Origin of the sequence: Kribbella sp. NPDC023972 (genome assembly GCF_040639075.1) — a bacterium.
In the GTDB taxonomy this organism is placed as follows: domain Bacteria; phylum Actinomycetota; class Actinomycetes; order Propionibacteriales; family Kribbellaceae; genus Kribbella.
On sequence record NZ_JBEZZH010000004.1, the window covers coordinates 375,880 to 397,413 of the forward strand.

The window sequence follows — 21,534 nt, forward strand, 5'->3', positions numbered from 1 at the left end:
CTGCGAGGAGTGCGCGGACCCAACCTCCGGCGCGGTCGGTCAGGTGCGGGCGGCGGCCAGGATCTTGCGCCAGACCTTCTTGTACGACTCCAGGCCGTCGGCCGCGAGTGGGCCGGTCGGACCCGCGGTGATGGACACGCGCTCCGGGATCGTGCCCCAGACCGGGATGCCTTCCTCGGCGTACTGCTGCATCGCGTCCTGGTAGCTGCGGGTGTACGTCCGGGCCGAGCAGATCACCAGGCCGACCGGGATGTGGTCGGGCACCAGGTCGAGCACCGCCTTGACCCGGGGTGTCTCGACGCCGCCGACGCGGGTCGGCAGTACGACGATCCGGGCCCGCTCGAGCGCCTTGTTCAGCAGTCGCTCGTGCGACGGCGGCATGTCCACGATGCCGATGCCCTCCGGCGGCACCTTGTCCAGCGCCTTGTTCAGCAGGCGCTCGGTCGGCGCCTCCGTGACCTCGACCCGAGCCAGGTGGCCGTCCTCGGAATCCGCGACCCAGTCAGCAGCGCTGCCCTGCGGATCCGCGTCGACCAGAGTGGATGTGCGACGGTTGGAAGATGCCAGCGCGGCCAAGTACACCGACGTGGTTGTCTTACCGACCCCGCCCTTCAGTGCAGCTGTCACGATGATCATGGGACCGACGCTACCTGGTTTCGTCCGGAATCCGGCGTGTCGTCGGCGTTGCTCCGCCGATCCCGTGATAGTTGCCCTCGGCGTCGACCAAGTTCAAGCCCGCTTCAGAGCGCTGGTTTGCGGATCACCTCGATCAGGGCGCCGAGGCCGTCCAGGCCATGGCCGGCGGCGTCGGCGCGGGCGAAGAGCGTGGCCAGTGCGCGCGGCATCCCGGTGTCCAGGCCGACCTGTTCGAAGGCATCGACCACGTGTTCGCTGCCGACCGCCTGCATGTGCAGGTTGTTCTCGTCGCCGGGGTACTCACCCTTCTCGATCTCCGCGGCCAGGATCTTGAGGAAGCCCATCGGCCCCTCGTCGGTCATGTCGGAGAGCAGGGCCGCGGCGTACGGGCGGAGCTGCTCGGGGCCGACGCCGGCGGTGCCGATCAGGGCGGCCGAGTACATGTAGCTGGCCAGTGTGGTCCAGAACATGTTCAGCATGGCCTGGTAGTAGAGCATCGCCAGGCCGGGGTCGGCGCCCATGTAGTCGGCGCGGCCGAGCACCTCCAGCGTCTCGCGGTGAGCCTCGACGGCGTCGGCTGGACCGCTGTAGAAGACGTAGGCGCCCGGTTGGCCGATGCCCGGCGGCGGGACCATGATGCCGCCGGTGACAAGCGTGCCGCCGCGGTCGTCGACCGACTTGCTCGCGCCGCGGAGGCGGTCCGGGCTGTCCGAGCTGAGGTTGACCAGCACCCGCCCGCTGAGATCCACACCGGCCAGGGAGTCGTCCATGGCGGCGTAGTCGACCTGGCTGATCACCACCAGGTTGCTCGCGGCCACCGCGTCCGCGGCGGTCGCCGCCTCGACCGCGCCGGCGGCAACGAGCTTGGAAGCCTTGCCAGGGGTCCGGTTCCAGACGGTGGTCGGGTGGCCGGCGGCAAGGAAGACCTCGGCCATGGTGGATCCCATCGCGCCGAGGCCGATCACTGTGACTGCTTCTCGAGAACTCATGCGCCGATCGTGCGAAACCCCGCTACGGGTTTACTACGGCTATGTACTTCGGGGTGCTGGGTCCGCTGGTGGTCCGGACGGACGCCGGCATGCCGGTCGCCGTACCGGACACCAAGGTCCGCACGCTGCTGCTCGATCTGCTGGTGCACCGCGGCCGTCCGGTCAGCGCGGATCGGCTGATCGAGGACCTCTGGGGTGACCGCCCGCCGCGGAACGCCACCGGGACGCTGCAGGCCCGGATCTCCCAGCTCCGTACGGCGCTCGACCGGGCCGAACCGGGCAGTCGCGCCCTCGTCACCCACGGTCCGGCCGGCTACACGCTGACCGCGGAAGTTGTCGACAGCAACATCTTCGAGCAGCTCGTCGGCGCCGGCCGGCTGCGGGAGGCGCTCGACCTGTGGCGCGGCCCGGCGTACGCCGACGTACCCGACCACGAGTTCGCCCGCGCCGCCCGCGACCGCTTGGAGGAAGCCCGGCTCACGGCTCTCGAGGACTTGCTGGAGCAGACCGACGACGCGCTGCCGCAACTGACCGAGCTGGTTCGGCAGCACCCGTTGCGCGAACGACTGCGGGCGCTCCACCTGCGCGCTCTCTACCGATCAGGCCGCCAGGACGAAGCCTTGCGCTCGTACGACGAGCTGCGCGAACGGCTGGCCGAGGAGCTCGGGGCCGATCCCGGACCGGAGCTCACTGAACTCCACCAGGCCATCCTGCGGCACGACCGGTCGCTGCAGCCGTCCAGACTTCCCGCTCCGCTCAACGATCTGATCGGCCGCACCGAGACACTGGCCGAAGCGCAGCGACTGCTGACTGACAACCGCCTGGTCACCCTCGTCGGTCCAGGTGGCGTCGGCAAGACCCGTCTGGCCCTGGAACTCGGTCGTCACCACGCCGGCGACGTACGTCTGGTCGAGCTGGCTCCGCTGCGGCAGGACGACGTACTGGAAGCTCTGGCCGCCGCAGTGGATCTCCGGGACGAGTCGGCCAACCTCCTCCCGCGACTGGTCGAGTCACTGAGCACCAGGCAACTCCTGCTCCTCCTCGACAACTGCGAACACCTCGACGTCGCAGACCTGGTACGGCGCTTGCTCGGCGCAGCACCCGGGCTGCGAGTACTGGCGACCAGCCGGGAGCCGTTGGGACTACCTGGTGAGCGGGTGCTCGACATACAACCGCTCGAGCTGGAGGCGGCGGCCGACCTCTTCACTGCGCGGGCCGGTGTCCCCGAGTCCGAGGCGGTCACGGCCATCTGTCGGCGGCTGGACGGCATACCCCTCGCTCTGGAGCTCGCGGCCACCCGAGTGCGGGCGCTTGGCGTGCAGGGGTTGGCGGAGCGGCTGGACGACCGGTTCCGGCTGCTGTCCGGCGGTCGCGGCGTACCGGAGCGGCAGCGGACGCTTCGAGCGACCATCGACTGGAGCTGGGACCTGCTGGACGCGCAGGAGCGGGCGATGCTGCGCAGGCTGGCTGTGCACGCGGGCACCTTCTCACTGGAGGCCGCCACCGCGGTCGGTCAACTGCCGGACGCCGTACTCCTGGCACTTGTCGACAAATCGCTAGTCGTCGCCAGTGCAGGTCGCTACCGCCTGCTGGAGTCAGTGGCGGCGTACAGCCAGCAGCGGCTTGCTGAAGCCGGCGAGGAGGTGGCAACCCGGCAGCGCCATGCGGAGTACTACCTGTCGCTTGCGCAGCAAGCCGAGTTGCGCGGGCCGGAGCAGCGCACCTGGCTGCATCGCCTCGATCTGGAGGCGGCCAACTTCCGCGCGGCCCTCGACGCCGCTCCACAGCTCTCACTGAAGCTGGTCAACGCACTGGCTTGGTACTGGTACCTCCGAGGCCGCCTGGGTGAGGCACGACGGTCGATTGCGGCGGCACTCGCCGTACCGGGTCAGGACCCGGCGGACCGCGCGGCCGCGACCGTTTGGCAGGTCGGGATGACCGCGACCGATGCCAAGGGCTCCAACCTCTCGGCAGCGACCGACGAGGCGTTGGCGCTTGCCGGCGACGACGCACGGGCGCTCTGGTTCCTGACCACCACTCAGTGGGCGTACGGCGACCCCGCCGTACTGATGCAGCGCGTCGACCGGGCGATCGAGGCCTTCACCGAGCAGGGCGACCGCTGGGGGCTGGCGGCGGCGCTCAGCACCCGGGCACAGCTCAACATCGTGCATGCGGATCTCGATGCGATGCGGCGGGACGGTCAGCGGAGCTTGGCGCTCTTCGACGAGATCGGCGACGACTGGGGCCGGCTGCAGGCGACGTACTCGCTCATCGTCGTCGCCGAGGTCAGCGGGGAGTACCGGACGGCCGCCCGCCACCTCGAGGACTCACTGCGGCTGGCGGAAGAGCTCGGGCTGTGGACCGAGGTGTCGTTCCGTACCTCCGGACTCGGCCGGATCGCCTACCTCACCGGCGACTACGACCGCGCCGACGCGTTGCACGAGCGGGCGCGGCGGCTGGCCGTCGAGCAGTCCAACAAGTCGGCCGAGGAGTACGCCGAAGTCGGCCTCGGTCTGTCCGCCCGCCGCCAGGGCCGCCTCGACGACGCCGAGGCGCACTTCACCAAGTGGCTCGGCTGGCTCACCCAGGTCGGCGGCACCCCGGGCATCGCGTTCATCCTCACCCAACTCGGCTACATCGCCGAACAACGCGGCGACCTCGCCGAAGCACGATCCCTCCACCGGCAGGGCTACGAGACAGCGCTGCGAGTCGGCGACGAACGCTCCATCGCCCTCGCCCTGGAAGGACTGGCCGGCGCGGCTGAGGATCCCGACCGTGCCCTCGCGCTACTCGCCGAGGCCGAAGCCCTCCGCGCGAAGGTAGGCGCTCCACTCCCACCCGCCGAACGCTTCGACGTCGACCGCATCCGCGCCCGGCTCCAGGTCTGAATCCTTTGCTGGATACCAGCCTCTTATACCCGTCCCCGCGAACGCCGGGGCAGGAACTGGAGGATGTCATGACCGTTGGTGTCGCCATCGCCGCCGCCGTCGGAGTGGTGCTGGTCTGTACGTGCAGCTTCGTCGTGCTGCGCCGGAGAGGCCGTGGGCATGGCTGACTCGGCCTGGCCCGGTGAACAGCTGATCGCCGCCGCGCAGCGCGGTGACGTCGACTCGCTCGCCGCGTTGGTGTCGGGCTCACACCCGAACGTGCAGCGGTTCGCCCGGTTCCTCTGCGCGACCCCCGAGGACGCCGAGGACGCCGCACAGGAGGCGTTGATCGTCCTGTACCGCAAGATCGGGATGCTGCGGGCCTCCGGCGCCTTGGCGTCCTGGATGTTCCGCATCGTCCGCAACGAGTGCCTACGGCGTGCGCGGACGATGATGCGGTCCGGTGCCCCGGTGCCGGACGTCGCGGTGCCCTCGGCCGAGGACGAGGTGCTACGACGCCTGGAGGCGGGCAGGGTGGCGGCGGCGATCGCCACCCTGCCCGCCGACCAGCGCAGCGTGCTGATCATGCGGGACATCCAGGGCTACAGCGGGCGGATGGTTGCCGACGCGCTCGGCCTCAGTACGGCCGCGATGAAATCCCGGCTGCACCGCGCCCGCTCCGCGGTCCGAAACACGCTTCATGAATCCCAGGGAGGACACGATGACTGAAAGCCCCAGCTTCGCGAGCGCGTCGCTGCCCCGTCATCTGCTCCGCGGCGCGGTCGGATTCGGCGGGCTGGCCGGATCCTTCGCACTGCTTCCGGTGTTCGGACCGGTCAGCCTCCTGCTCCTGCCGGTCGGCGTACTCGCTCTGCGCGGCTGTCCGATGTGCTGGACGATCGGACTGATTCAGACCATCTCGAGAGGCCGGCTGCGGCGGTCGTGCGAGGACGGCCAGTGCAGGCTGGCCAGATAGTCACTTCCCGAGCCAGGCGTCCACCTTCGACTGGTTCTCCTTGACCCACTTCTCGGCGGCCGCGTCCGGGGTCAGCTTGTCGACCGCGATCATCCGCGCGACCGCGTTCTGGTCCTCGTTGGTCCACTGGAACTTCTTGACCAGGTCGTACGCCGGGCTGCCCGAGTCGGCGAACTTCTTCGAGACGATCTTGTCCAGTTCGTACGGCGGGTAGTCGCAGGCGATCTTGGCCGGGACCGCGTCGCAGCCGTCCTTGTACGCCGGCAGGTTGATCTTGACCAGCTTCATCTCGTTGAAGAACCATTGCGGCTCGTAGAAGTAGGCGAGCAGCGGCTTCTTGTTCTTCTCCGCGTCCCGGAACGCCTGGATCAGGGCGGTCTCGCTGCCGCTCTGCACCACCTTGTAGTTCAGGTTCAGGTTCTTCACCAGCGCCTCGTCGTTCGTCACGTACGACGGGTCGCCGTCGAGCAGCTGGCCCTTGCCGCCGGACTCCGACGTCTTGAACAGGGCGGCGTACTTGTTCAGGTTCTTCCAGTCGGTGATGTCCGGGTACTGCTGCGCCATCCACGGCGGGACGTACCAGCCGATCACGCCTTTCACCCCGGTGGAGCCGGCCTCGACCGCGACCTTCTGGTCGGTGATGTACGTCTTCTTCAGGTCCGCGTGGCCCCAGTTCTCCAGGTTCACGTCGACCTCACCGGTCTTGAAGCCCTGCCAGGCGATCTCCTCCTTGAGGTTCTTCTTCACCACCTTGCAGCCGAGGTCCTTGGTCGCCACATATGCGACCACGGCCGCGTTCGCCTCGTACCCGACCCACGGGCTGACGGTCAGGTTGAACGTGCCGCACTCCTTCCCGCCGGTAGCGGCCGGCTGCTCTGCGCCGACCTTCTCGCCACCGCACCCGGCCAGCGCGAGCGCCACCGCTGTCAGCACACCGGCGTACCGGAGCTTCTTCACCGCTTGTCTCCCCTGCTCTTAAATGTGGTACTGCCTTGGAAATTCTGGGTACGCCGGGCCGCCGCCTGCGTCACGCGGTCCAGCAGGACGCCCAGCAGGACGATAGCCAGTCCAGCGGCCAATCCCTTGCCGTACAGCTCGCTCTGCGCGAAGCCCGCGGCCACGTCGTACCCGAGTGCGCCCGCGCCGACCAGGCCGCCGACGACGACCATCGAGAGCACATAGATCAGGCCCTGGTTCACCGCCAGTGTGATGGCTCGCCGGGCCACCGGCAGCTGAACCTTGCTGATCACCTGCCAGCTGCTCGAGCCGACCGAGTTCGCCGCCTCCACCGTCGCCAGCGGGACCGCCTTGATGCCATCGGCAACGATCTTGGTGGTCACCGGTACGGCGAACACGACCGCGGCCGCGATCGCGGTGAACCGGCTGGTCCCGAACAACGCCAGGAACGGCACCAGGTACACGAACGGTGGCATCGTCTGCCCCGCGTCCAGTACCGGCCGGATCCAGGTGTCGACCCGACGGTTGCGTCCGGCCCACACCCCGAGCGCGAGACCGACCGCGACCACCACGACCGTCGCCAGCAGCGTCGACGCCAGCGTGACCATGCTGTCGTGCCAGAGCCCGGTCGCGACCAGCAGCAGCAAGCACACCGCCGCCGGAAGGGCTCCACGCCAGCCCCCGAGTACGGCGGCCAGCGCGACGACGACCGCGGTGACGAGCCACCACGGTGACCCGGTCAGCAGCGCTTCGAGCGGGTTCAGCAAGCCGTTGGTCACCGCGTCCCGGACGCCATACGTGAAACCACCGAAGGTGTCCTGCACCCAGGCGGTCGCGTCCGACGAGATCACCGCGATCCGGGAGCCGATACTGAACGACGTGGGGAACTCGGCCGCCCACACATAGGTCCGGGAGAACCAGACCGCGATCAGGACGCCGACCGCACCCGCGCCGAGCAGGACCTTCCGGCGGACGCTCGCCGTACGCCAGGGGCGGTCGCCGGCCGCGGTGGTGACGCGGTCGAGCACGATCGCGATCACCACGATCGCCAGGCCGGCGTTGAACGCGACCCCGACGTCCAGCGTCTGCAGCGCCTTCAGCACCGTCTGGCCGAGACCGGGCGCGTCGATCAGCGCGGCCACCGTCACCATCGACAACGCCGCCATGATGGTCTGGTTGATGCCGACGACGACCGTACTGCGAGACATCGGCAGCAGCACCTTCGTCAGCGTCTGGCCCCGGGTGGACCCGAGCGACCGGGCCGCCTCGACACTCTCGGCCGGGACCGAACGGATCGCGTGGGCGGTGAGCCGTACCGCCGGCGGCGCCGCGTAGATCAGGGTCGCGATCGTGGCCGCGGCCGGACCGATCGCGAAGAACAGTGTCAGCGGCGCGAGATACACGAACGTCGGCAAGGTCTGCATCAGGTCGAGGACCAGCGTCGCGACTTTGTAGGCGCGATTCGACAGTCCGGCCCAGATGCCCAACGGGATCGCGACCAGCAATGACAGCAGCACGGCCGCGATCGTCAGCGCGAGCGTGTCCATGCTCTCCTGCCACAACCCCTGCAGCCCGACGAACCCGAGCCCGCCGGCGGTCAGCAGTGCGACCTTCCAGTTCCCGAACGCCCACGCCAGGTACGCCGACACCGCGACCACGCCGAGCCAGCCGATCACCGGCACGGGCCGGCCGTACGACGGCTGCGACAAGACGTTCTGGAGCAGTACGACGATCTGGTCGACGGCCACCCGGATCGCATCGAAGACGACGCTGCCCTGGCCGACGTCGTCGCGGTGATCGGTCAGCCACCGGTGGAACCCGGTCGTCTCCTGACCGCCGAGCGCGAGGGTGTCGATGCCGCGGAGCAGGAAGTACGCCGCCACCCAGACGACGAGCAGTACGCCGACGACGACGCTGCGCCGAGGTCGCCGTACCTCGACCTCCACGTCGCTGGTGATGGCAGCCATCAGGTGTCCGCGACGACGGCGAGGATCTCCTCGTCGCCGATCACGCCGAGCAGCGTGCCGTTCGACACGACCTTGACCGGCCGGTCCGCCTCCAGCACCAGCCGGGTCGCCTCCCGGACCAGCACGTCCGGGCCGAGCTCGGGCCCGTCGAGCGGTTCGTCCGGCCGCGGCGCCCGGACGATCCAGCGCAGGGTCAGCACGTCAGCCCGCGGTACGTCGCGAACGAAGTCGCGGACGTAGTCGTCGGCCGGTGCGCCGACGAGCTCGTCGCCGGTGCCGAGCTGGACCGCGGCGCCGTCGCGCATCAGCAGGATCCGGTCGCCCAGCTTGAGCGCCTCGGACAGGTCGTGGGTGATGAAGACCATCGTCTTGCCGACCTCGCGGTGCAGCCGGACGACCTCGGTCTGCATCTCGCGCCGGATCAGCGGGTCGAGCGCGGAGAACGGTTCGTCGAAGAGCAGCACGTCCGGGTCGTTGGCGAGCGCACGCGCCAGCCCGACCCGCTGCTGCATGCCGCCGGACAGTTGCTCCGGGTAGAGGTGCTCGTTACCGGCCAGGCCGACCAGGTCGATCACCTCTTGGGCGCGACGCCGGCGATCGGGCTTGCTCTCGCCGCGGATCTCCAGGCCGTACGAGACGTTGTCGACCACCTTGCGGTGCGGCAGCAGGCCGAAGTGCTGGAACACCATCGAGAACTTGCTCCGGCGCAGCGCCCGCAGCCGCTTCTCGTCGGCGGCCCGCAGGTCCTCGCCCTCGAAGATCAAACTGCCGGCGGTCGGTTCGATCAAACGCGTGAGGCAGCGGACCAGTGTGGACTTGCCGGAGCCGGACAAACCCATCACGACGAAGACCTCGCCAGGTGCGACGTCGAAGCTGAGGTCGCGGACGGCCGCCGTACAACCGGTCCGGGCGTAGAGGGCGGCGCGGTCGAGCGCGGCGAGGTCGGGGCGGCGGGGCACTCGCTGGGCCTTCGGGCCGAACACCTTCCACAGGCCCTGGATCGACAACAGCGCGTCGCTGTCCTGTACCTCGGGATACTCGAGCTGAGCGGTCACAGGTTCACCCTCGCATCCCAGCGGCATCATCGTGAACCGCGACTGTATCCAACCCACAGTCCCCCGGCGCCCTCGCGGGTGTCTGTCCGGTCAACAACCACCTACCTCTTCGGCGCGCTGACAGGTTGTGAAGCGGCGTCGTCGGTCGCAAACGGACCGACACGGTGGCTTCACTGGAGGGTGCTCCGTCGGCGTGTGCCATCGAGTGTGAGGACCTTGTCGCCGGCAAGCGCTCGCCGATAGCACAACGCCTCCACTCGACACGGTGGCTTCACTCGCCGCTTGCGCGATGGCTTCACTCGCCGCGTGCGCGGGGGAGGGCTTACGGGTCAGGGCTGGTACGGCGGTGCCTCGCCCCAGCCCCAGTGGGGGACGGGCGCCTGCGGCGGGGGTGTGGCGCCCGGCTGCGAGTTGGCGAGGGCGATCCGGGTGCCCCACTCGACGTACGCGACGAAGGCCGAGCGGAACTCCGGGTCGTCCGGCAGCCCGGCCGGGTCCGCACTGGCCGCGATCAGCGCGGCCCAGCGGGATCGTTGCTCCTCGGTCAGCCCGAGGTTCAAGTGGTGCTTCAGCATCGCGGGGTAGCCGCCGAGCTCGTCGGTGTACCGGCTGTGGCCGCGGAAGACCTCGCCGAGCCAGATCGCGACGTGCTCCCGATGCTTGTCACTCATGTGCGCGAACACCGACGCGAGCAGCGGGTCAGCCAGCACCTTGTCGTAGAACACCTCGGTCAGGCGCAGCAGCGCCTCATGCCCACCGGCCCACTCGTACAGCGTCGGAGTCGTCATGTAATGATGTAATCACAGCTGCAGGGCATCGGCGACTGCTGCCAGTTCCAGCTCGAGCCGGGTCGCACCATCCTCGGTGAACCAGAGCACGTTCTGCAGGATGCGGCCGGCCGTCCACCCGAGCGCCCGGCCCCGATCGATGCCGGTCACGTCGAGCATCAGGTCGAACCGGTCCCGGATCGCACGCCGCAGATCGCCGGTGGCGACCAGGTCGTCCCACCGGTTCCACAGACCCGGCGCGACCTCGAACCCAGGGTCTCCGGCCAGCGGCTTCGGGTCGATGACCAGCCACGGCTGCCGTTGCCCCGCCATCACGTTGTAGTAGTGCAGGTCCCAGTGCAGCAACCGGTCACCGGACTCCGGCAGCAACTCCTCGACCTGCGCGACGAATCGTCGTACCAACTGCCGCTCGGCCGGATCGCTCAGCCGCGGGATCAGGCCGGGAGCGTCGTCGACCATCGCGCCGGCGACGTCCGCGAGCCGGCGGATCCCGGGCGGCGCGGGTACGGCGCACAGCCGGGTCAGCAGCTCGGCCAGGATCCGGGTCGCCTCGACGTGGTCGGGCAGGTCGTCGAGGGTCCGAGGCTCGAGCCGCTCCAGCAGGAGGGTCGACGTCGCCGGGTCGTCCTCGAGCACCTCGACGACGTCGTCATGGTTCCAGGTCCGCAGAGCGAGCGCCTCGCCCTCGCTCTCGTCGTTGACCGGCTGGAGCTTGAGCATGGCTTCGGTGCCGTCCCGCCGTACGACGGGCAGGATCAGGGAGGCCTCGCCGTTCAAGGGCTGCCCGGTGACCGTCAGCTCCCACCGATCGACGTACTCCGCCGCGGCTCCCGGCAACCCGGCCAGCCACTCGGCCGAGGTCTCGCCGTGGTTCTGCAGCAGCTTCGCGGGAATCTCAATCACCTTCGGCAGAGTAGGTGGTTGCCGCGCGATGTGCTTGGGTTTTCCCCGTGGGCGAGATGGAGAGCAGGCATCGGCGGGTGCAGCGGGTTGTCGCGGGCATCTACCTGGGGATTCCGGTGGTGCTGCTGGTGATCGTCGCGTTGATCAGCACGGCCGGGTCGCCGGTGGTCTGGGTGGGCTGCCTGGTGCCGGCCGGGATGCTTGTTCTCGGGTGGGTGCTGCGGCGCCGCCACCGGTATCAGCCGCGGTGGTGGGCGGGCATTGGTGCGTTGTTCGGCGGGCTCAGCGGTCTGATGGTGACGCTCTTTCCGCTGGCGGTGGGCGTTTGGTGGCCCGTGTTCCTGGTGCTGCCCGCGTTGCTGGTCGGGGCCGTCGTCGGTGCTTTGCCGGCCCGGTACGCCGATCGCGCCTTGCTGGTGCCCGTCGTACCAGAGCTGGCGGACACGCCGTACGAGCTGATCTTCCGGCTGCGCGGACTGCAACTGACCGCGGTCCTGCTGGGCGCGGACAGCGTCACGATCCAAAGCCGGCCGGTGCTGCGCTCACAAAGCACGGACAACCTGGGCAAGACCTATCCGCTCAGCAGCATCACCGGCGTGTTCGAGGTCGCGTTGAGTGGCGTCGAGCGGCTCAAGTTCCCGATCCCGTTGCCGCACCCGCCGGTGGTGACCGCCGGCCCGGCCGTGATCCTGCAGGCCTCAGGCGACGACTGGGTTCTCCCGACCAACCAGGCCTCCACCCTGATTGACCTACTCAACCGTCGCAGGTCCACCGCATAGCCAACGCAAACCCGAGATCGGTGTACTGCGCGCCGGGGAACACCTCGTCGTACAACGCACGAAACTGCGTGCGCGACAGATACCGATCACTCGCCAGATGGTCGAGCCACGGCCTGCTGTGCCAGAACCGGAACTCGAACCACGCATCCCGCAACCCGAGCCGCGAGATCTGCCGCGGAAACCCGAGCCACGCCCCGAGAAGATAGAGCGACCGTGGCGGAGTCGGATAGCGATCACACACGTTGTCCACCACCGCCACCGTCCCACCCACCCGCACCAACGACTTCAGATGCTCGAGCCCAGCCCGGTAGTCCGGCAGGTGATGCATCATCGTGTGGCTGTACACGAGATCGAACTCCCGATCGTCCACCGCGAAGACATCCGCCACCCGGTACTCGATGTTCGGTCGCGATCGCTTCCGCCGGGCCAGCGAGATCATCGGCTCACTCAGATCCACGCCGACCACCTGCTCGAACTGCCCGGCCAACCGCTCGGCCGCATGCCCCGACCCACACCCCACATCGAGCGCCCGCTGCCCCCGCAATCCGAGCCCCAGCACCCACTCCGTGTGCTGCCCGGGTTGCAGACTCACGAACCTGTCATAGTCCGCGGCGAATCGATCGAATGATGCAGGGTCGGCCATGCTGCGTACGACGCCCGTCGACCTCTGCGGGTTGGAAACCGGCTGACTGCGAGGCCTATCCAGCACGTAATCGGCGTGTCACGCTGCGCAGATGTGGACTAGACGGGTTTTGGTGGCGCTGATGGCAGCGTCTGTGATGGGGGTCCAACTCGTCAGCGCACCAGCGGCGCAGGCAGCTCCGGATCCCAAACTCCAAGTCACGGACATAACGGTGGGCCGTACCTCGGTCGCCGTGTCCGGTCTCAATCTGGTGGCCGTGCCGGTCCGGGTGACGGGCGGCTACGCCTCGACCGCCCCGGGGGACGTCAACATTCCGCTGGTGGTTCACCTGCAGCGGACGGCCGGAACCGGAAGCCTCGCGTACTTCGTCTCGGCCGATCTGCCGCGGGTGTCGGGTACCACGCAGAACGGCGAGTGGGCCGGAGTGGTGAATGTTCCCTCGACCGCCAACGGCACCTTCAAGATCTTCGGGGTGACGGCCGGACCGTTCTCCGATCGCCCGCATCAGCCGATGCCGGCCGACCCGACGCCGTTCGACGGACCGGCACTGTCGGTGGCCGGCTATCACCTGCCGAAGATCACCGCTTCGGTGACTCCGCGGATCGTGCCGTTCGGATCCGGTTTCTCGGTCACCTGGGCGGTGACCGATTCGGCGACCGGACAGCCGTACGCGACCCGGTTCCGGGTGATGCTCGGTATCGACAACCAGTGCGCCGAGGACCTCAGCGGAGACTTCCCGCTCACCAGTGCGAGCGGAACCGTCACCAAGGTGTATCCGGCGTCGGCCGCGGACGCCCTCATCTGCCTGGGGATTCCCGGCCGCCCGTGGGACATCGCCGGTCTGGGGTTCGTCGTCGCCCGGCCGGGCATCGTCTCGGCCGTGCCGTTGGCGACCAGCGCGAAGGTCGGGACGATCGTGCCGGTCAACGGCAACGTGCTCGGCCCACCGTCGGGCTGCAAGGTGTTGCTGCAGCGCCTGTACGGCGCGTCCCAGTGGCGTGGTGTCAACGTCGGCGTGGTCCGGCAGAGTGGGCGGTTCACCGTGTCCGCGCAGCCCGCGTACCAGGGCCTGATCCCGTACCGGGTCTACTTCCCGGCCTGCGGCCGCTACCAGTTGGGTATCAGCAAGGTCTTCTACATCCGCGGTCTCTGACCATCACACCAGCCGCCATCGACGCCACCCGGCGTCGATGGCCGCGTTACGTCGTACCGGCTCAGGAAGCTGCGCGTTCCTTGGCGGCGGTTTCGGCCTTTTCGGCCTGCCAGCCGTCTTCGTTCTTGCCGAGGCGCCAGTAGCCGGACAGGGAGACGCGGTCGCGGGGGAGGCCGCGATCGGTGAACAGGTTCTTGCGGATGCGGAAGACGAAGCCGGCCTCGCCGTGGACGAAGACCTGAGGGTCGCCCGCCGGGAAGTCGACGGCCTCGACAGCGGCGACCAGGCCGTCACCGCGGCCTGAGCCGCTCGTCGCGCGGTGGAACCAGGTCACGTCCAGCTCGCCCGAGCCGCCGAACTTCTGCTCCTCGGACTCGTCCTCCACCTCGACCAGTACGGTCGCCCGCGCGCCCGGCGGCAATTGCTCGACCGCGGCACCGATCGCCGGCAGCGCGCTCTCGTCGCCGACCAGCAGATGCCAGTCGGCCGCCTTGTCCGGCGCGTACGCACCACCCGGGCCGTTGAACCACAGCACGTCACCCGGCTGCGCCGCCGCGGCCCACGGCCCGGCCACGCCCTCGTCGCCGTGGTAGACGAAGTCGATGGTCAGCTCGCGGCTGTCGTGGTCCCAGTTCCGCACTGTGTACGTCCGCATCGTCGGCCACTGCTCCGACGGGTACGTCTCCCGGACCACGCCCATGTCCAGCGGTTCCGGGTACGCGACACCGGGCTTGCCGAACAGCAGCTTCACGTAGTGGTCGGTGGTGCCGTTGTCGACGAAGTCGTCGGAGGTGAACACGACCCGGATCATGTGCGGGGTGATCCGCTCGGTACGGCGGACGACCGCGCGCTTGCAGACACGGTTGCGGCGGGGTGCGGGGCTGGTCACGGGACCACGGTCCTCTCGGGTACGTCGGGCGGCCCGGTCAGGCCAGCAAGTTAGGACTACCTAACTCAGGCTAGCTCACCCGTTCCAGGCCGCCGCAACGTTCGTCTCAGAGCCCGCGGATGTAGAACACCTTGCTCGCCACCGCCTGCATGTTCCGGCAGGCCGGGAAGTACACCCGGTAGGGGATCAGACCTCGGTACGCCGGCTGTGCGTTGACGGTGAACCGGCCGCTCAGCCGGACGGCGTTCGAACTCACCGAACGCCACTGCGTCGCACCGTAGAGCCGCTGCAACCAGACCTTGCAGTTGGACGGCGCTCCGCCGACCGCACCGTTGACCGGTACGACGGTCCCGACCGGGGCGCTGGCCTTCGACGGCGCCGCGGTCACGTAGGTCGATCGGGCCACGCCGAATCCCATCCCGGTGATGTCGATCGGCTTGCCTGTGATCCGCAGGCAGTTGACCCAGTCGGCATCCGCGGCCGTGTACGACTTGGTCACGACCCCGTTCGTGTCGGTCCGGACCACATCCCCGCCGGCGTCCTCCGCGCACCCGTTGTCGACGGCGAGGAGAACGGTGATCCGGCTCCCGTACGGCCTACCCGTCGCGGCGTCCGTGACCGCCCAGCGGATCGAGTACGGCGAGCCGACCGGCACCACCCGCGGCGACACCGAGGCAGTGATCTTCGGCAGGTGGTACCCGCTCACCGCCAGGGTCGGCCCGGCGTACGGCGTCGGTTCGGAGAAGTCACCCGGGAACGGGTACTGACCGAACTGCACCCCGGTGACCTTGAACGTGCCGTTCGCGGTCGACGGCACGTACACCGGACCCTCCCACACACCGTCCTGCACTGTGCCGGACTTGAGCGGGAGAAGACTCGAGAGCAGGGTCGACGGCCACCCGGAGCCGGTCTGGCGCTCGAGGACCACGAAAAGCGTGCTCCCACTCGATTCTCCGGTGTACTTCGCCTTGACCGTCAGCGTGACCGGCGCGAGATTGAGCCCGGACACCGCGACCGTCGTACGGCCCAGGTCGACATCCGTGACCGTCAGCGCCGGATCCGGTGCCGCCTGCGCGGCCGGCATCGCGGTCAGCAACAGCCCCACCACCACAGGCGCTGTGAGGAGCGCCGCCATCACTCGTCTTGTCCACATGCTTGGCAGCGTGACAGTGGCCTGGCGCGCTGCCAAGGACTCCCGGTGATCAGTGCGCGATCGGGCGGATCGGGTAGACCGGTTAGGTCCCGCGGATGGTGAAGGCTTTGCTGACGCCGGCGCGATCGGGTGGCGTGGAAGACCGGTTCAACCCGCGGCATGGCAGTGTTCACCGGCCGGACATACACAGCCCGCGTCGCGGACCGTTACGGTCCCCACGCTGGTGGAATGAGCCAGGTCTTCGGTACGCCGCGGAACCCGGCTCACACCGTTGTCCGCAAAGACCGCTACGGCCGGCCGATCTCGGTCGACCTGCGAACGGCGGAAGCCCACACGGTCCTGTTCACCGGGCCGCCCGGGCTGGGCAAGAGCGTGGAACTGGACCGCGCCGAGGCGCTGACCAAGCGGCAGGGCTGGATCGGGATCCGGGTGGACGCCTCGCCGACCGAGCCGCTGGAGAACCGGATCGCCCGCAGTATCACCGACAACTTCCGCACGTACCGCAGGCACTTCGGCGTCCTGGCCGCGTGGCGGCTGAAGAAGACGGCGCGGGACCTCGGCCAGCGACCTCGCAGCCGGCAGAACGGCGCGGAGATCAGGGTCATGCCGGTCCCGTTCGTGCAGGGCGTGGGAAAGACCCAGTGGGAGGCGGGCGGGGACAACGCAGGCAAGACGCTGAACGACCTGGCCACCCAGCTCTCCGAGCTCGCGGCGAAGCGCAAGCCGCCTGAGCCCGTGATGCTGATCGTCGACAACATCGACGTCGCGTCGGAGGCTGACCTGGCGACCCTGACCCAGCTGTCCGTGCACCTGGAACAGCTGCGACAACCGGTGTTCCTGATCACCGCCGGCGGCGAGCTGGCGGCAAGCCGGTTGATGGCGGCCTCCGGCGGAGTCGGCCGGATCGCGACCGGTGTGACCAGCCGGATGGACATTCGCGAGGTCGGCCCGCTGACCGACAGCGAGCTCCGGCCGGCGCTCACCCAGCCGCTGGAGACCGCGAAGATCGCGTACCAGCCCGAGGCGATCGACCAGCTGGTGAGAGCTGCCAATGGTGATCCGACCCGGCTGCGCCGGTTGGCCGAGACCGCGCTTCCCCTGGCTGTGCAGGCCGGCGGGGTGTCCGTCGACGTGGCGAAGGCTGCGACGGCGCAGGTGAACGACCAGTCGAGGGTTTTGTACGAGGCAGCCTGGGACAACTGCTCCAAGACCGAGCAGGAACTGCTCGCGAAGGTCGCCGCTCACGGCGCGCACGGACTGGCCCTGCCGGACGGCGCCGGGCTGGCTTCTCTCGGCCGCTGGCAGGAGCTGGACGCGGACCGCCGGAAACTAGTTGCCGCGGGCATGCTTCGCGAGAGTGGCGGCCGGCTCGCGATCGGTGATCCGGGACTGCAGGCCTGGGTCGGCACCCGCGTCGGTCACTCCGCCGCCCACCTCGGCATCGCACCACTCACCGCTCCGGCTCCGGCGGTCACCGTCGAGTCCGCCCGGCCCACGACCGGCCACCAAGCCACGAACCGCGACGTCAGGAAGGTGACGTTCCACCTCAAGAATTGACTGTCACGGCCAGATCGAGCTGATCCACTCGGGGTGGTCGATGAACGGGTTGCGGTTGTGCTGGTAGGAGGTGTAGATGACCTCGTTGCGGCGCTTCTCGAAGGCGTCGGGCGGGTCGGCGGCTGCCCAGGCCTTGAGGACGGAGAGTTTGCCCATGTAGGGGGCAGTGCCGTTGCCGACCGAGTTGTTCAGCTCGAGGTTGGCGAAGCCGTCGCCGCCTTCGTAGCGGACCGCCATGTAGAAGATCATCCGGGCGACGTCACCGCGGACCGCGGCGCGCGGGGAGAACGAGTCGGAGTCCGCCGCGCAGCCTGAGCACTCGGCCACCGCGGAGCCGCCGTTGTCGAAGTCGAGGTTGCCGCGGGCCGCGTTCACCGACACGTCCTCGGGGCGGAGGTGGTGGATGTCGGTGCCCGGGCCGGTCGCCGTACCGAAGTCGCCGTGGGACTTGGCCCAGACGTGCTCGCGGTTCCAGTCGTTCGGGTCGCCGCCGTTGGTGGTCTTGCTCTGGGACCGGCCGGAGTACAGCAGGATCACGTTGTTCGTGTTCGCCGGATCCTGGTCGGTGTCCTTGAGTGCATTCCACACCTGGTCGTAGCTGAGCTTGGTCTGGTTCGCGATGATCGTGTGCAGTGCGGCCTTGAGCGCCGCCCCGGTCTTCCCCTCAGCCCCGGCGTAGTAGCCACCCGGATCCGGCCCCGGGTCCGTCGAACCGCTGCTGAACGCCGTCGTGGCCGTCAGCCCGGCGTGGGAGAAGTACGCGCTCAGCGTGCCGGTCACGGTGATCTTCTGCCCGAGCAGCCCCGGATTGCTCCGCAGCCCGTACGACGACCTGAACGCCGACGTGATCTGGACGTACAGCATCGCCGACGTGCTGGTCTGCGACGCCGAGTCGGCCAGCGCCAGCGCGTAATCGCTCGGGAAGTTGCTCCGGACAACGGTGTTGGTCGCGGTCGGCTGACCGACGACGAAACCGGAGACGGTCGCGGTCGACCCGTCCTGGCGGCCCATCGCCGTACTCACACTGATCGGGGTGGCGGCCGATGACGGTGTCACACCGAAACCGAGCAGCGCGAGTACGACGCTGACGATCAGCACGGGCCGAGAAGCGCAGGAACGAAGCACGGCATCTCCCAGGGGCGGGTGGGGACCACTGTGTCGCCAAGCAGTCTGCCCGTCCCGGCCCGGATTCGAACGTCACCTCGACCAAAGAGTTGGCGAACCCCCGGTGAAGTGTCGCCAACGACGGCGGCATCGGGTTGGGCAGAATTGAGTCGGTGGAGCGGGGAGCGTGTGAGTGACGCTCCCCGCCCCACCTAGGTGTATGGGCCCCCATCAGGCCGCGACAAGCTGCCGCGGGCTGCTCTGCCCATCCACCAGTGAGGCGCTACTGGCGGGCAGCACCTCACCGACAAAGGGGAGGGTCATCCCCTCCGAGGGGGTGGCGTGGTGCGGACGCTGTTTACGGACCGTACTCAGTCCGGCACGCCTTGTCCACAGGTCCGAGCAGCTGTCTCACTCTACTGACAGGTCACTGATCAGGCAGCGGTCCCCACTTGACAACCCCGGACGCGACGCCACGGGCAACGACTGCCGCCGCCACGGCAGCGTCGACAGCCCCGATCCCGGTCAGGTCGGCGACCGATCGATGCGCCCGCTCCACTCCGTCTCGCAGTACGGCGCCAACCGCCAGATCCGCGTCATCGGCCACCACCCCCGCCCGTACGGCGTTGCCGAAGTCCCCGTGATCGAGGCACTGCTCGTGGTCGTCAGTGGCGATCACCGCCCCGGCGAACACCTCGACCGGCAACTCGCCCTTCCCCGGCATGTCGGTCCCGATCCCGGTGATCTGGATCGCGGACCGGAAGGCCTCGCCCGGCAAGGGTTCGCGAGCAGCCGTCGTCGCGATCACACAGACGGCGCCGTCGAGACCGTCGGGCCGGGCATCCAGGCCGTCCTTGGCAAACGCGGCACAAAGCCGGGACACGGCTTCCGGTCGCCGGCCCCACACCTTCACCCGCCGCAGCGGTCGCAGCTTCCGCAGCCACCGCACCTGCAGCAGCGCCTGCTCACCAGTCCCGAGTACGGCTACCTCGTCCACGCCGACCGGGGTCATGGCGTCGGTGATCAGCGCACCGGCGGCCGCCGTACGCCATGCCGTGAGCTTGCCTTCGTCAGCGAGTACGGCGGCGGGCGTGCCGCTGGTCGCGTCCACGACGAGCATCAGCCCGTTGTTGACCGACCCGAACGTGCTCGCGATCTTCACCACGAAGTACGGCGATCCCTCGACGTACCCGGCCTTCACGTGGCAGTCACCGGCATGGGCCGGGAAGTCGAGCACCATCGGCGGTGGGACCGACGTACGGCCCTCGGCGTGAGCGATCAGAGCATCGCGGACCGCGGTGAACACGAGCTCTGGTGTGGCGATCCGGCTGATCTCCGGCAGGCCAAGGACAGGCAGCGTCATCGGCGCTTCTGCAGCCAGTTGGACCAGGCGGCGAGGGCTTCCGTGGAGTTGTGGCGGCCGAGGCCGATGCGGAAGCGGTCGGTGGGAGTCTCGGTCAGGGCGGAGGCGTAGATACTTGACGGCAGCAGGAGTACGCCGGCCTGTTCGACGAGGTCGGCGCACATGCGCTCGACGCCGTCGGGACCGAGGTAGCGGGGAAAGCAGACGCAGCCGCCGTCGGGTGGGGTGAACTCGAACAGATCCGGATAGCGCGCGAAGAAGTCGGTGAAGACCGGCAGGTTGTCGGCGACGATCCGGCGGTTGCGGGTCAGGAGGTGATCGCGGGCGCGCAGGGCGATCAGTGCGAGCACCTCGCTCGGTGCGGAGTTGCAGATCGTGGTGTAGTGCTTGGCGCGTTCCAGCTTGTCCAGGACCACGCGATCCCGGCAGGCGATCCAGCCGATCCGCAGGCCGGGCAGGCCGTACGCCTTCGACATCACGTTGAGCGAGAGCGCCGTACCCGACAGATCTGTTGCTTGGGGCAACGGCTCTCGGTTGAGTTCGAGGCCGCGGTACACCTCGTCGCTGAACAGCGTGATCCCGCGCTCGTCACACAGCCGGACCAGGTCCAGCCAGGATTCGAGCGAAGGCACCGCGCCGGTCGGGTTGTTCGGGAAGTTGACCGACACCATCCGGGTGTTCGGCCGGAGCGCGCGTTCCACCGCGTCCACGTCGAGGGCCCAGTTGTCCTCGGCCCGCAGCGCGACCCCGGTCACCTCGCACACGGCCAGCGGGACCGTCTCGGCCGCCTGGTAGTTCGGGGTCAGTACGACGAGGTGGTCGGTGGACTCGAGGAGGCTCCGCATGGCCAGGTAGATCGCCTCTTCGGCGCCGGCGAAGCACAGCACGTCGTCAGCAGAGGCACTCGTGTACGTCGCCGCGATCTCCTCCCGCAGCGCCGGCAGACCACGGGTCTCGGTGTAGCCGAGTGCCAGCGACTCCCACCGGGCACGCCCGTCGTCGTCCGCCAGGGCCAGCAGGTCGGACACCGTGTGAGTCTGCGCATCCGACGCGGTCAGGTGGTAGCGGGCGTTGAACTCCCACTTCGCGAAGTACGTTTCCAGCCGGAAGTCAGGCAGGGTCGGCATGCGGTTCCTTTCGCGCTTGGCCGAGATGCTGATAGAGCGCCGACCGGGACATCCGCAGCGCCCGCGCGACCGCCGGCACCGACCGCCGCTGGCTCAGTACGCCCGCCGCGTCGAGCTTGCCGAGCAGGTCCACCCGGTCCTCCCGGCTCAGCCGCTCGACCGGCACGCCGCGCTCGCGGACGTACCCGGCGACGATCTCGTTGAGCGTCTCGGACCAGTCGTGCTCGAACAGCACCCGCGGCTGCCCGGCCGTCGGCGCGGCGAAGGCAGCCAGCAGCCGGCTCGCGCCCTCGAAGGCAGTCCGGTCCACGTTCACGCAGAACACGTACGCGGCCTTGCCGTCCTTGTCCCGCATCACGGCGCTGACACTGGACAGCCGGCGACCGTCCGGTAGCACCTTCGGATAGGGCCCGTACACGTCGGGATCGGTCGTGGAGAGTTCGTCCAGCTCGCCGAGCAGCGAGGGATCGCCCGGTTCGCGGCCGGACAGCGGGTTCCAGATCGCGACGATCTCGTCGGTCGCCGGATCGTGCAACACCACTTCCGCGTGCGGCGACAACAAGCGGGCCAGCGCGGCACCGATCGGTGCCAGCTGCTCAGGAGTCATGCTTGGACAGTAAGTCCACAA

General features: G+C 68.9%; 20 protein-coding genes. 6 read left to right on the forward strand and 14 right to left on the reverse strand.

What is annotated here, in order from left to right; genetic code table 11:
* Nucleotides 1-39: 39 nt before the first annotated feature.
* Nucleotides 40-636 (reverse strand): ParA family protein, encoded by a 597-nt coding sequence (locus AB0F43_RS18905; RefSeq protein ID WP_360477886.1) that lies wholly within the window; start codon nucleotides 634-636, stop codon nucleotides 40-42.
* Nucleotides 637-740: 104 nt separating this feature from the next.
* Nucleotides 741-1,625 (reverse strand): NAD(P)-binding domain-containing protein, encoded by an 885-nt coding sequence (locus AB0F43_RS18910; protein ID WP_360477889.1) that lies wholly within the window; start codon nucleotides 1,623-1,625, stop codon nucleotides 741-743.
* A gap of 41 nt (nucleotides 1,626-1,666) precedes the next feature.
* Between AB0F43_RS18910 and AB0F43_RS18915 the strand changes: the two genes are divergently transcribed.
* The 3 genes from AB0F43_RS18915 (at nucleotide 1,667) to AB0F43_RS18925 (ending at nucleotide 5,468) form a co-directional block, all read left to right on the forward strand.
* Complete coding sequence (locus AB0F43_RS18915; protein WP_360477892.1) at nucleotides 1,667-4,513, forward strand: BTAD domain-containing putative transcriptional regulator; 2,847 nt, start codon at nucleotides 1,667-1,669, stop codon at nucleotides 4,511-4,513.
* Nucleotides 4,514-4,672: 159 nt separating this feature from the next.
* Nucleotides 4,673-5,221, forward strand: coding sequence for an RNA polymerase sigma factor (locus tag AB0F43_RS18920; protein WP_360477895.1), 549 nt, complete (start codon nucleotides 4,673-4,675; stop codon nucleotides 5,219-5,221).
* On the forward strand, nucleotides 5,214-5,468 hold the full coding sequence (locus AB0F43_RS18925) for a hypothetical protein (protein ID WP_360477898.1): 255 nt from the start codon (nucleotides 5,214-5,216) through the stop codon (nucleotides 5,466-5,468). Before AB0F43_RS18920 ends, AB0F43_RS18925 begins: the two co-directional genes overlap by 8 nt.
* Here AB0F43_RS18925 and AB0F43_RS18930 read toward each other — a convergent pair whose 3' ends face one another.
* The 5 genes from AB0F43_RS18930 to AB0F43_RS18950 all read right to left on the reverse strand — a co-directional run bounded on the left by AB0F43_RS18930 (nucleotide 5,469) and on the right by AB0F43_RS18950 (nucleotide 11,138).
* Nucleotides 5,469-6,425 (reverse strand): ABC transporter substrate-binding protein, encoded by a 957-nt coding sequence (locus AB0F43_RS18930; protein ID WP_360477901.1) that lies wholly within the window; start codon nucleotides 6,423-6,425, stop codon nucleotides 5,469-5,471.
* Nucleotides 6,422-8,392 (reverse strand): ABC transporter permease subunit, encoded by a 1,971-nt coding sequence (locus AB0F43_RS18935; protein WP_360477904.1) that lies wholly within the window; start codon nucleotides 8,390-8,392, stop codon nucleotides 6,422-6,424. Before AB0F43_RS18935 ends, AB0F43_RS18930 begins: the two co-directional genes overlap by 4 nt.
* On the reverse strand, nucleotides 8,392-9,447 hold the full coding sequence (locus AB0F43_RS18940) for a glycine betaine/L-proline ABC transporter ATP-binding protein (protein WP_360477907.1): 1,056 nt from the start codon (nucleotides 9,445-9,447) through the stop codon (nucleotides 8,392-8,394). Before AB0F43_RS18940 ends, AB0F43_RS18935 begins: the two co-directional genes overlap by 1 nt.
* Before the next feature lie 329 nt (nucleotides 9,448-9,776).
* Nucleotides 9,777-10,235, reverse strand: a complete 459-nt coding sequence (locus AB0F43_RS18945) for a group II truncated hemoglobin (protein WP_360477910.1) — start codon at nucleotides 10,233-10,235, stop codon at nucleotides 9,777-9,779.
* Between the two features lie 12 nt (nucleotides 10,236-10,247).
* A complete protein-coding gene (locus tag AB0F43_RS18950; RefSeq protein WP_360477913.1) occupies nucleotides 10,248-11,138 on the reverse strand; it encodes an aminoglycoside phosphotransferase family protein in 891 nt (296 codons plus the stop codon).
* 47 nt (nucleotides 11,139-11,185) lie between these two features.
* Here AB0F43_RS18950 and AB0F43_RS18955 point away from each other — a divergent pair, with 47 nt between their 5' ends.
* On the forward strand, nucleotides 11,186-11,917 hold the full coding sequence (locus AB0F43_RS18955; RefSeq protein ID WP_360477916.1) for a hypothetical protein: 732 nt from the start codon (nucleotides 11,186-11,188) through the stop codon (nucleotides 11,915-11,917).
* Here AB0F43_RS18955 and AB0F43_RS18960 read toward each other — a convergent pair.
* Nucleotides 11,892-12,560, reverse strand: coding sequence for a class I SAM-dependent methyltransferase (locus AB0F43_RS18960; RefSeq protein WP_360477919.1), 669 nt, complete (start codon nucleotides 12,558-12,560; stop codon nucleotides 11,892-11,894). The two genes, AB0F43_RS18955 and AB0F43_RS18960, sit on opposite strands and share 26 nt — an antisense overlap.
* A 121-nt stretch (nucleotides 12,561-12,681) precedes the next feature.
* On the opposite strand from AB0F43_RS18960, the gene AB0F43_RS18965 reads away from it, so the two are divergent.
* Complete coding sequence (locus AB0F43_RS18965) at nucleotides 12,682-13,713, forward strand: hypothetical protein (RefSeq protein ID WP_360477922.1); 1,032 nt, start codon at nucleotides 12,682-12,684, stop codon at nucleotides 13,711-13,713.
* Nucleotides 13,714-13,774: 61 nt separating this feature from the next.
* On the opposite strand, the gene AB0F43_RS18970 is transcribed toward AB0F43_RS18965, so the two are convergent.
* Nucleotides 13,775-14,602 carry a siderophore-interacting protein gene (locus AB0F43_RS18970; protein ID WP_360477924.1) on the reverse strand — a complete coding sequence of 276 codons (828 nt, stop codon included), beginning with the start codon at nucleotides 14,600-14,602 and terminating at the stop codon, nucleotides 13,775-13,777.
* 106 nt (nucleotides 14,603-14,708) lie between these two features.
* A complete protein-coding gene (locus tag AB0F43_RS18975) occupies nucleotides 14,709-15,755 on the reverse strand; it encodes a hypothetical protein (protein ID WP_360477927.1) in 1,047 nt (348 codons plus the stop codon).
* A gap of 228 nt (nucleotides 15,756-15,983) precedes the next feature.
* Here AB0F43_RS18975 and AB0F43_RS18980 point away from each other — a divergent pair, with 228 nt between their 5' ends.
* Entirely contained in the window at nucleotides 15,984-17,312 is a 1,329-nt protein-coding gene (locus tag AB0F43_RS18980) for an AAA family ATPase (RefSeq protein WP_360477930.1), read from the forward strand.
* A 3-nt stretch (nucleotides 17,313-17,315) separates the two neighbouring features.
* Here AB0F43_RS18980 and AB0F43_RS18985 read toward each other — a convergent pair whose 3' ends face one another.
* From AB0F43_RS18985 to AB0F43_RS19000, 4 genes are all read right to left on the reverse strand, one after another.
* Nucleotides 17,316-18,410 carry an endonuclease gene (locus AB0F43_RS18985; RefSeq protein WP_360477933.1) on the reverse strand — a complete coding sequence of 365 codons (1,095 nt, stop codon included), beginning with the start codon at nucleotides 18,408-18,410 and terminating at the stop codon, nucleotides 17,316-17,318.
* Nucleotides 18,411-18,843: 433 nt separating this feature from the next.
* Nucleotides 18,844-19,779: a hypothetical protein gene (locus AB0F43_RS18990; protein ID WP_360477936.1), complete on the reverse strand. Its 936-nt coding sequence runs from the start codon at nucleotides 19,777-19,779 to the stop codon at nucleotides 18,844-18,846.
* Nucleotides 19,776-20,906, reverse strand: coding sequence for a pyridoxal phosphate-dependent aminotransferase (locus AB0F43_RS18995; RefSeq protein WP_360477939.1), 1,131 nt, complete (start codon nucleotides 20,904-20,906; stop codon nucleotides 19,776-19,778). The genes AB0F43_RS18990 and AB0F43_RS18995 overlap by 4 nt, the downstream gene beginning before the upstream one ends.
* Nucleotides 20,890-21,513: a PAS domain-containing protein gene (locus tag AB0F43_RS19000; RefSeq protein WP_360477942.1), complete on the reverse strand. Its 624-nt coding sequence runs from the start codon at nucleotides 21,511-21,513 to the stop codon at nucleotides 20,890-20,892. Before AB0F43_RS19000 ends, AB0F43_RS18995 begins: the two co-directional genes overlap by 17 nt.
* Between the last annotated feature and the right edge of the window lie 21 nt (nucleotides 21,514-21,534).

Excerpts from the sequence above, each read along its gene's own strand:
- AB0F43_RS18975 (WP_360477927.1), bottom strand. The coding sequence starts at position 15,755 with ATGTGGACAAGACGAGTGATGGCGGCGCTCCTCACAGCGCCTGTGGTG.
- AB0F43_RS18995 (WP_360477939.1), bottom strand. The coding sequence starts at position 20,906 with ATGCCGACCCTGCCTGACTTCCGGCTGGAAACGTACTTCGCGAAGTGG.
- AB0F43_RS19000 (WP_360477942.1), bottom strand. The coding sequence starts at position 21,513 with ATGACTCCTGAGCAGCTGGCACCGATCGGTGCCGCGCTGGCCCGCTTG.
- AB0F43_RS18980 (WP_360477930.1), top strand. The coding sequence starts at position 15,984 with ATGAGCCAGGTCTTCGGTACGCCGCGGAACCCGGCTCACACCGTTGTC.
- AB0F43_RS18925 (WP_360477898.1), top strand. The coding sequence starts at position 5,214 with ATGACTGAAAGCCCCAGCTTCGCGAGCGCGTCGCTGCCCCGTCATCTG.
- AB0F43_RS18965 (WP_360477922.1), top strand. The coding sequence starts at position 12,682 with ATGGCAGCGTCTGTGATGGGGGTCCAACTCGTCAGCGCACCAGCGGCG.
- AB0F43_RS18915 (WP_360477892.1), top strand. The coding sequence starts at position 1,667 with ATGTACTTCGGGGTGCTGGGTCCGCTGGTGGTCCGGACGGACGCCGGC.
- AB0F43_RS18905 (WP_360477886.1), bottom strand. The coding sequence starts at position 636 with ATGATCATCGTGACAGCTGCACTGAAGGGCGGGGTCGGTAAGACAACC.
- AB0F43_RS18990 (WP_360477936.1), bottom strand. The coding sequence starts at position 19,779 with ATGACGCTGCCTGTCCTTGGCCTGCCGGAGATCAGCCGGATCGCCACA.
- AB0F43_RS18920 (WP_360477895.1), top strand. The coding sequence starts at position 4,673 with ATGGCTGACTCGGCCTGGCCCGGTGAACAGCTGATCGCCGCCGCGCAG.
- AB0F43_RS18960 (WP_360477919.1), bottom strand. The coding sequence starts at position 12,560 with ATGGCCGACCCTGCATCATTCGATCGATTCGCCGCGGACTATGACAGG.
- AB0F43_RS18935 (WP_360477904.1), bottom strand. The coding sequence starts at position 8,392 with ATGGCTGCCATCACCAGCGACGTGGAGGTCGAGGTACGGCGACCTCGG.
- AB0F43_RS18910 (WP_360477889.1), bottom strand. The coding sequence starts at position 1,625 with ATGAGTTCTCGAGAAGCAGTCACAGTGATCGGCCTCGGCGCGATGGGA.
- AB0F43_RS18945 (WP_360477910.1), bottom strand. The coding sequence starts at position 10,235 with ATGACGACTCCGACGCTGTACGAGTGGGCCGGTGGGCATGAGGCGCTG.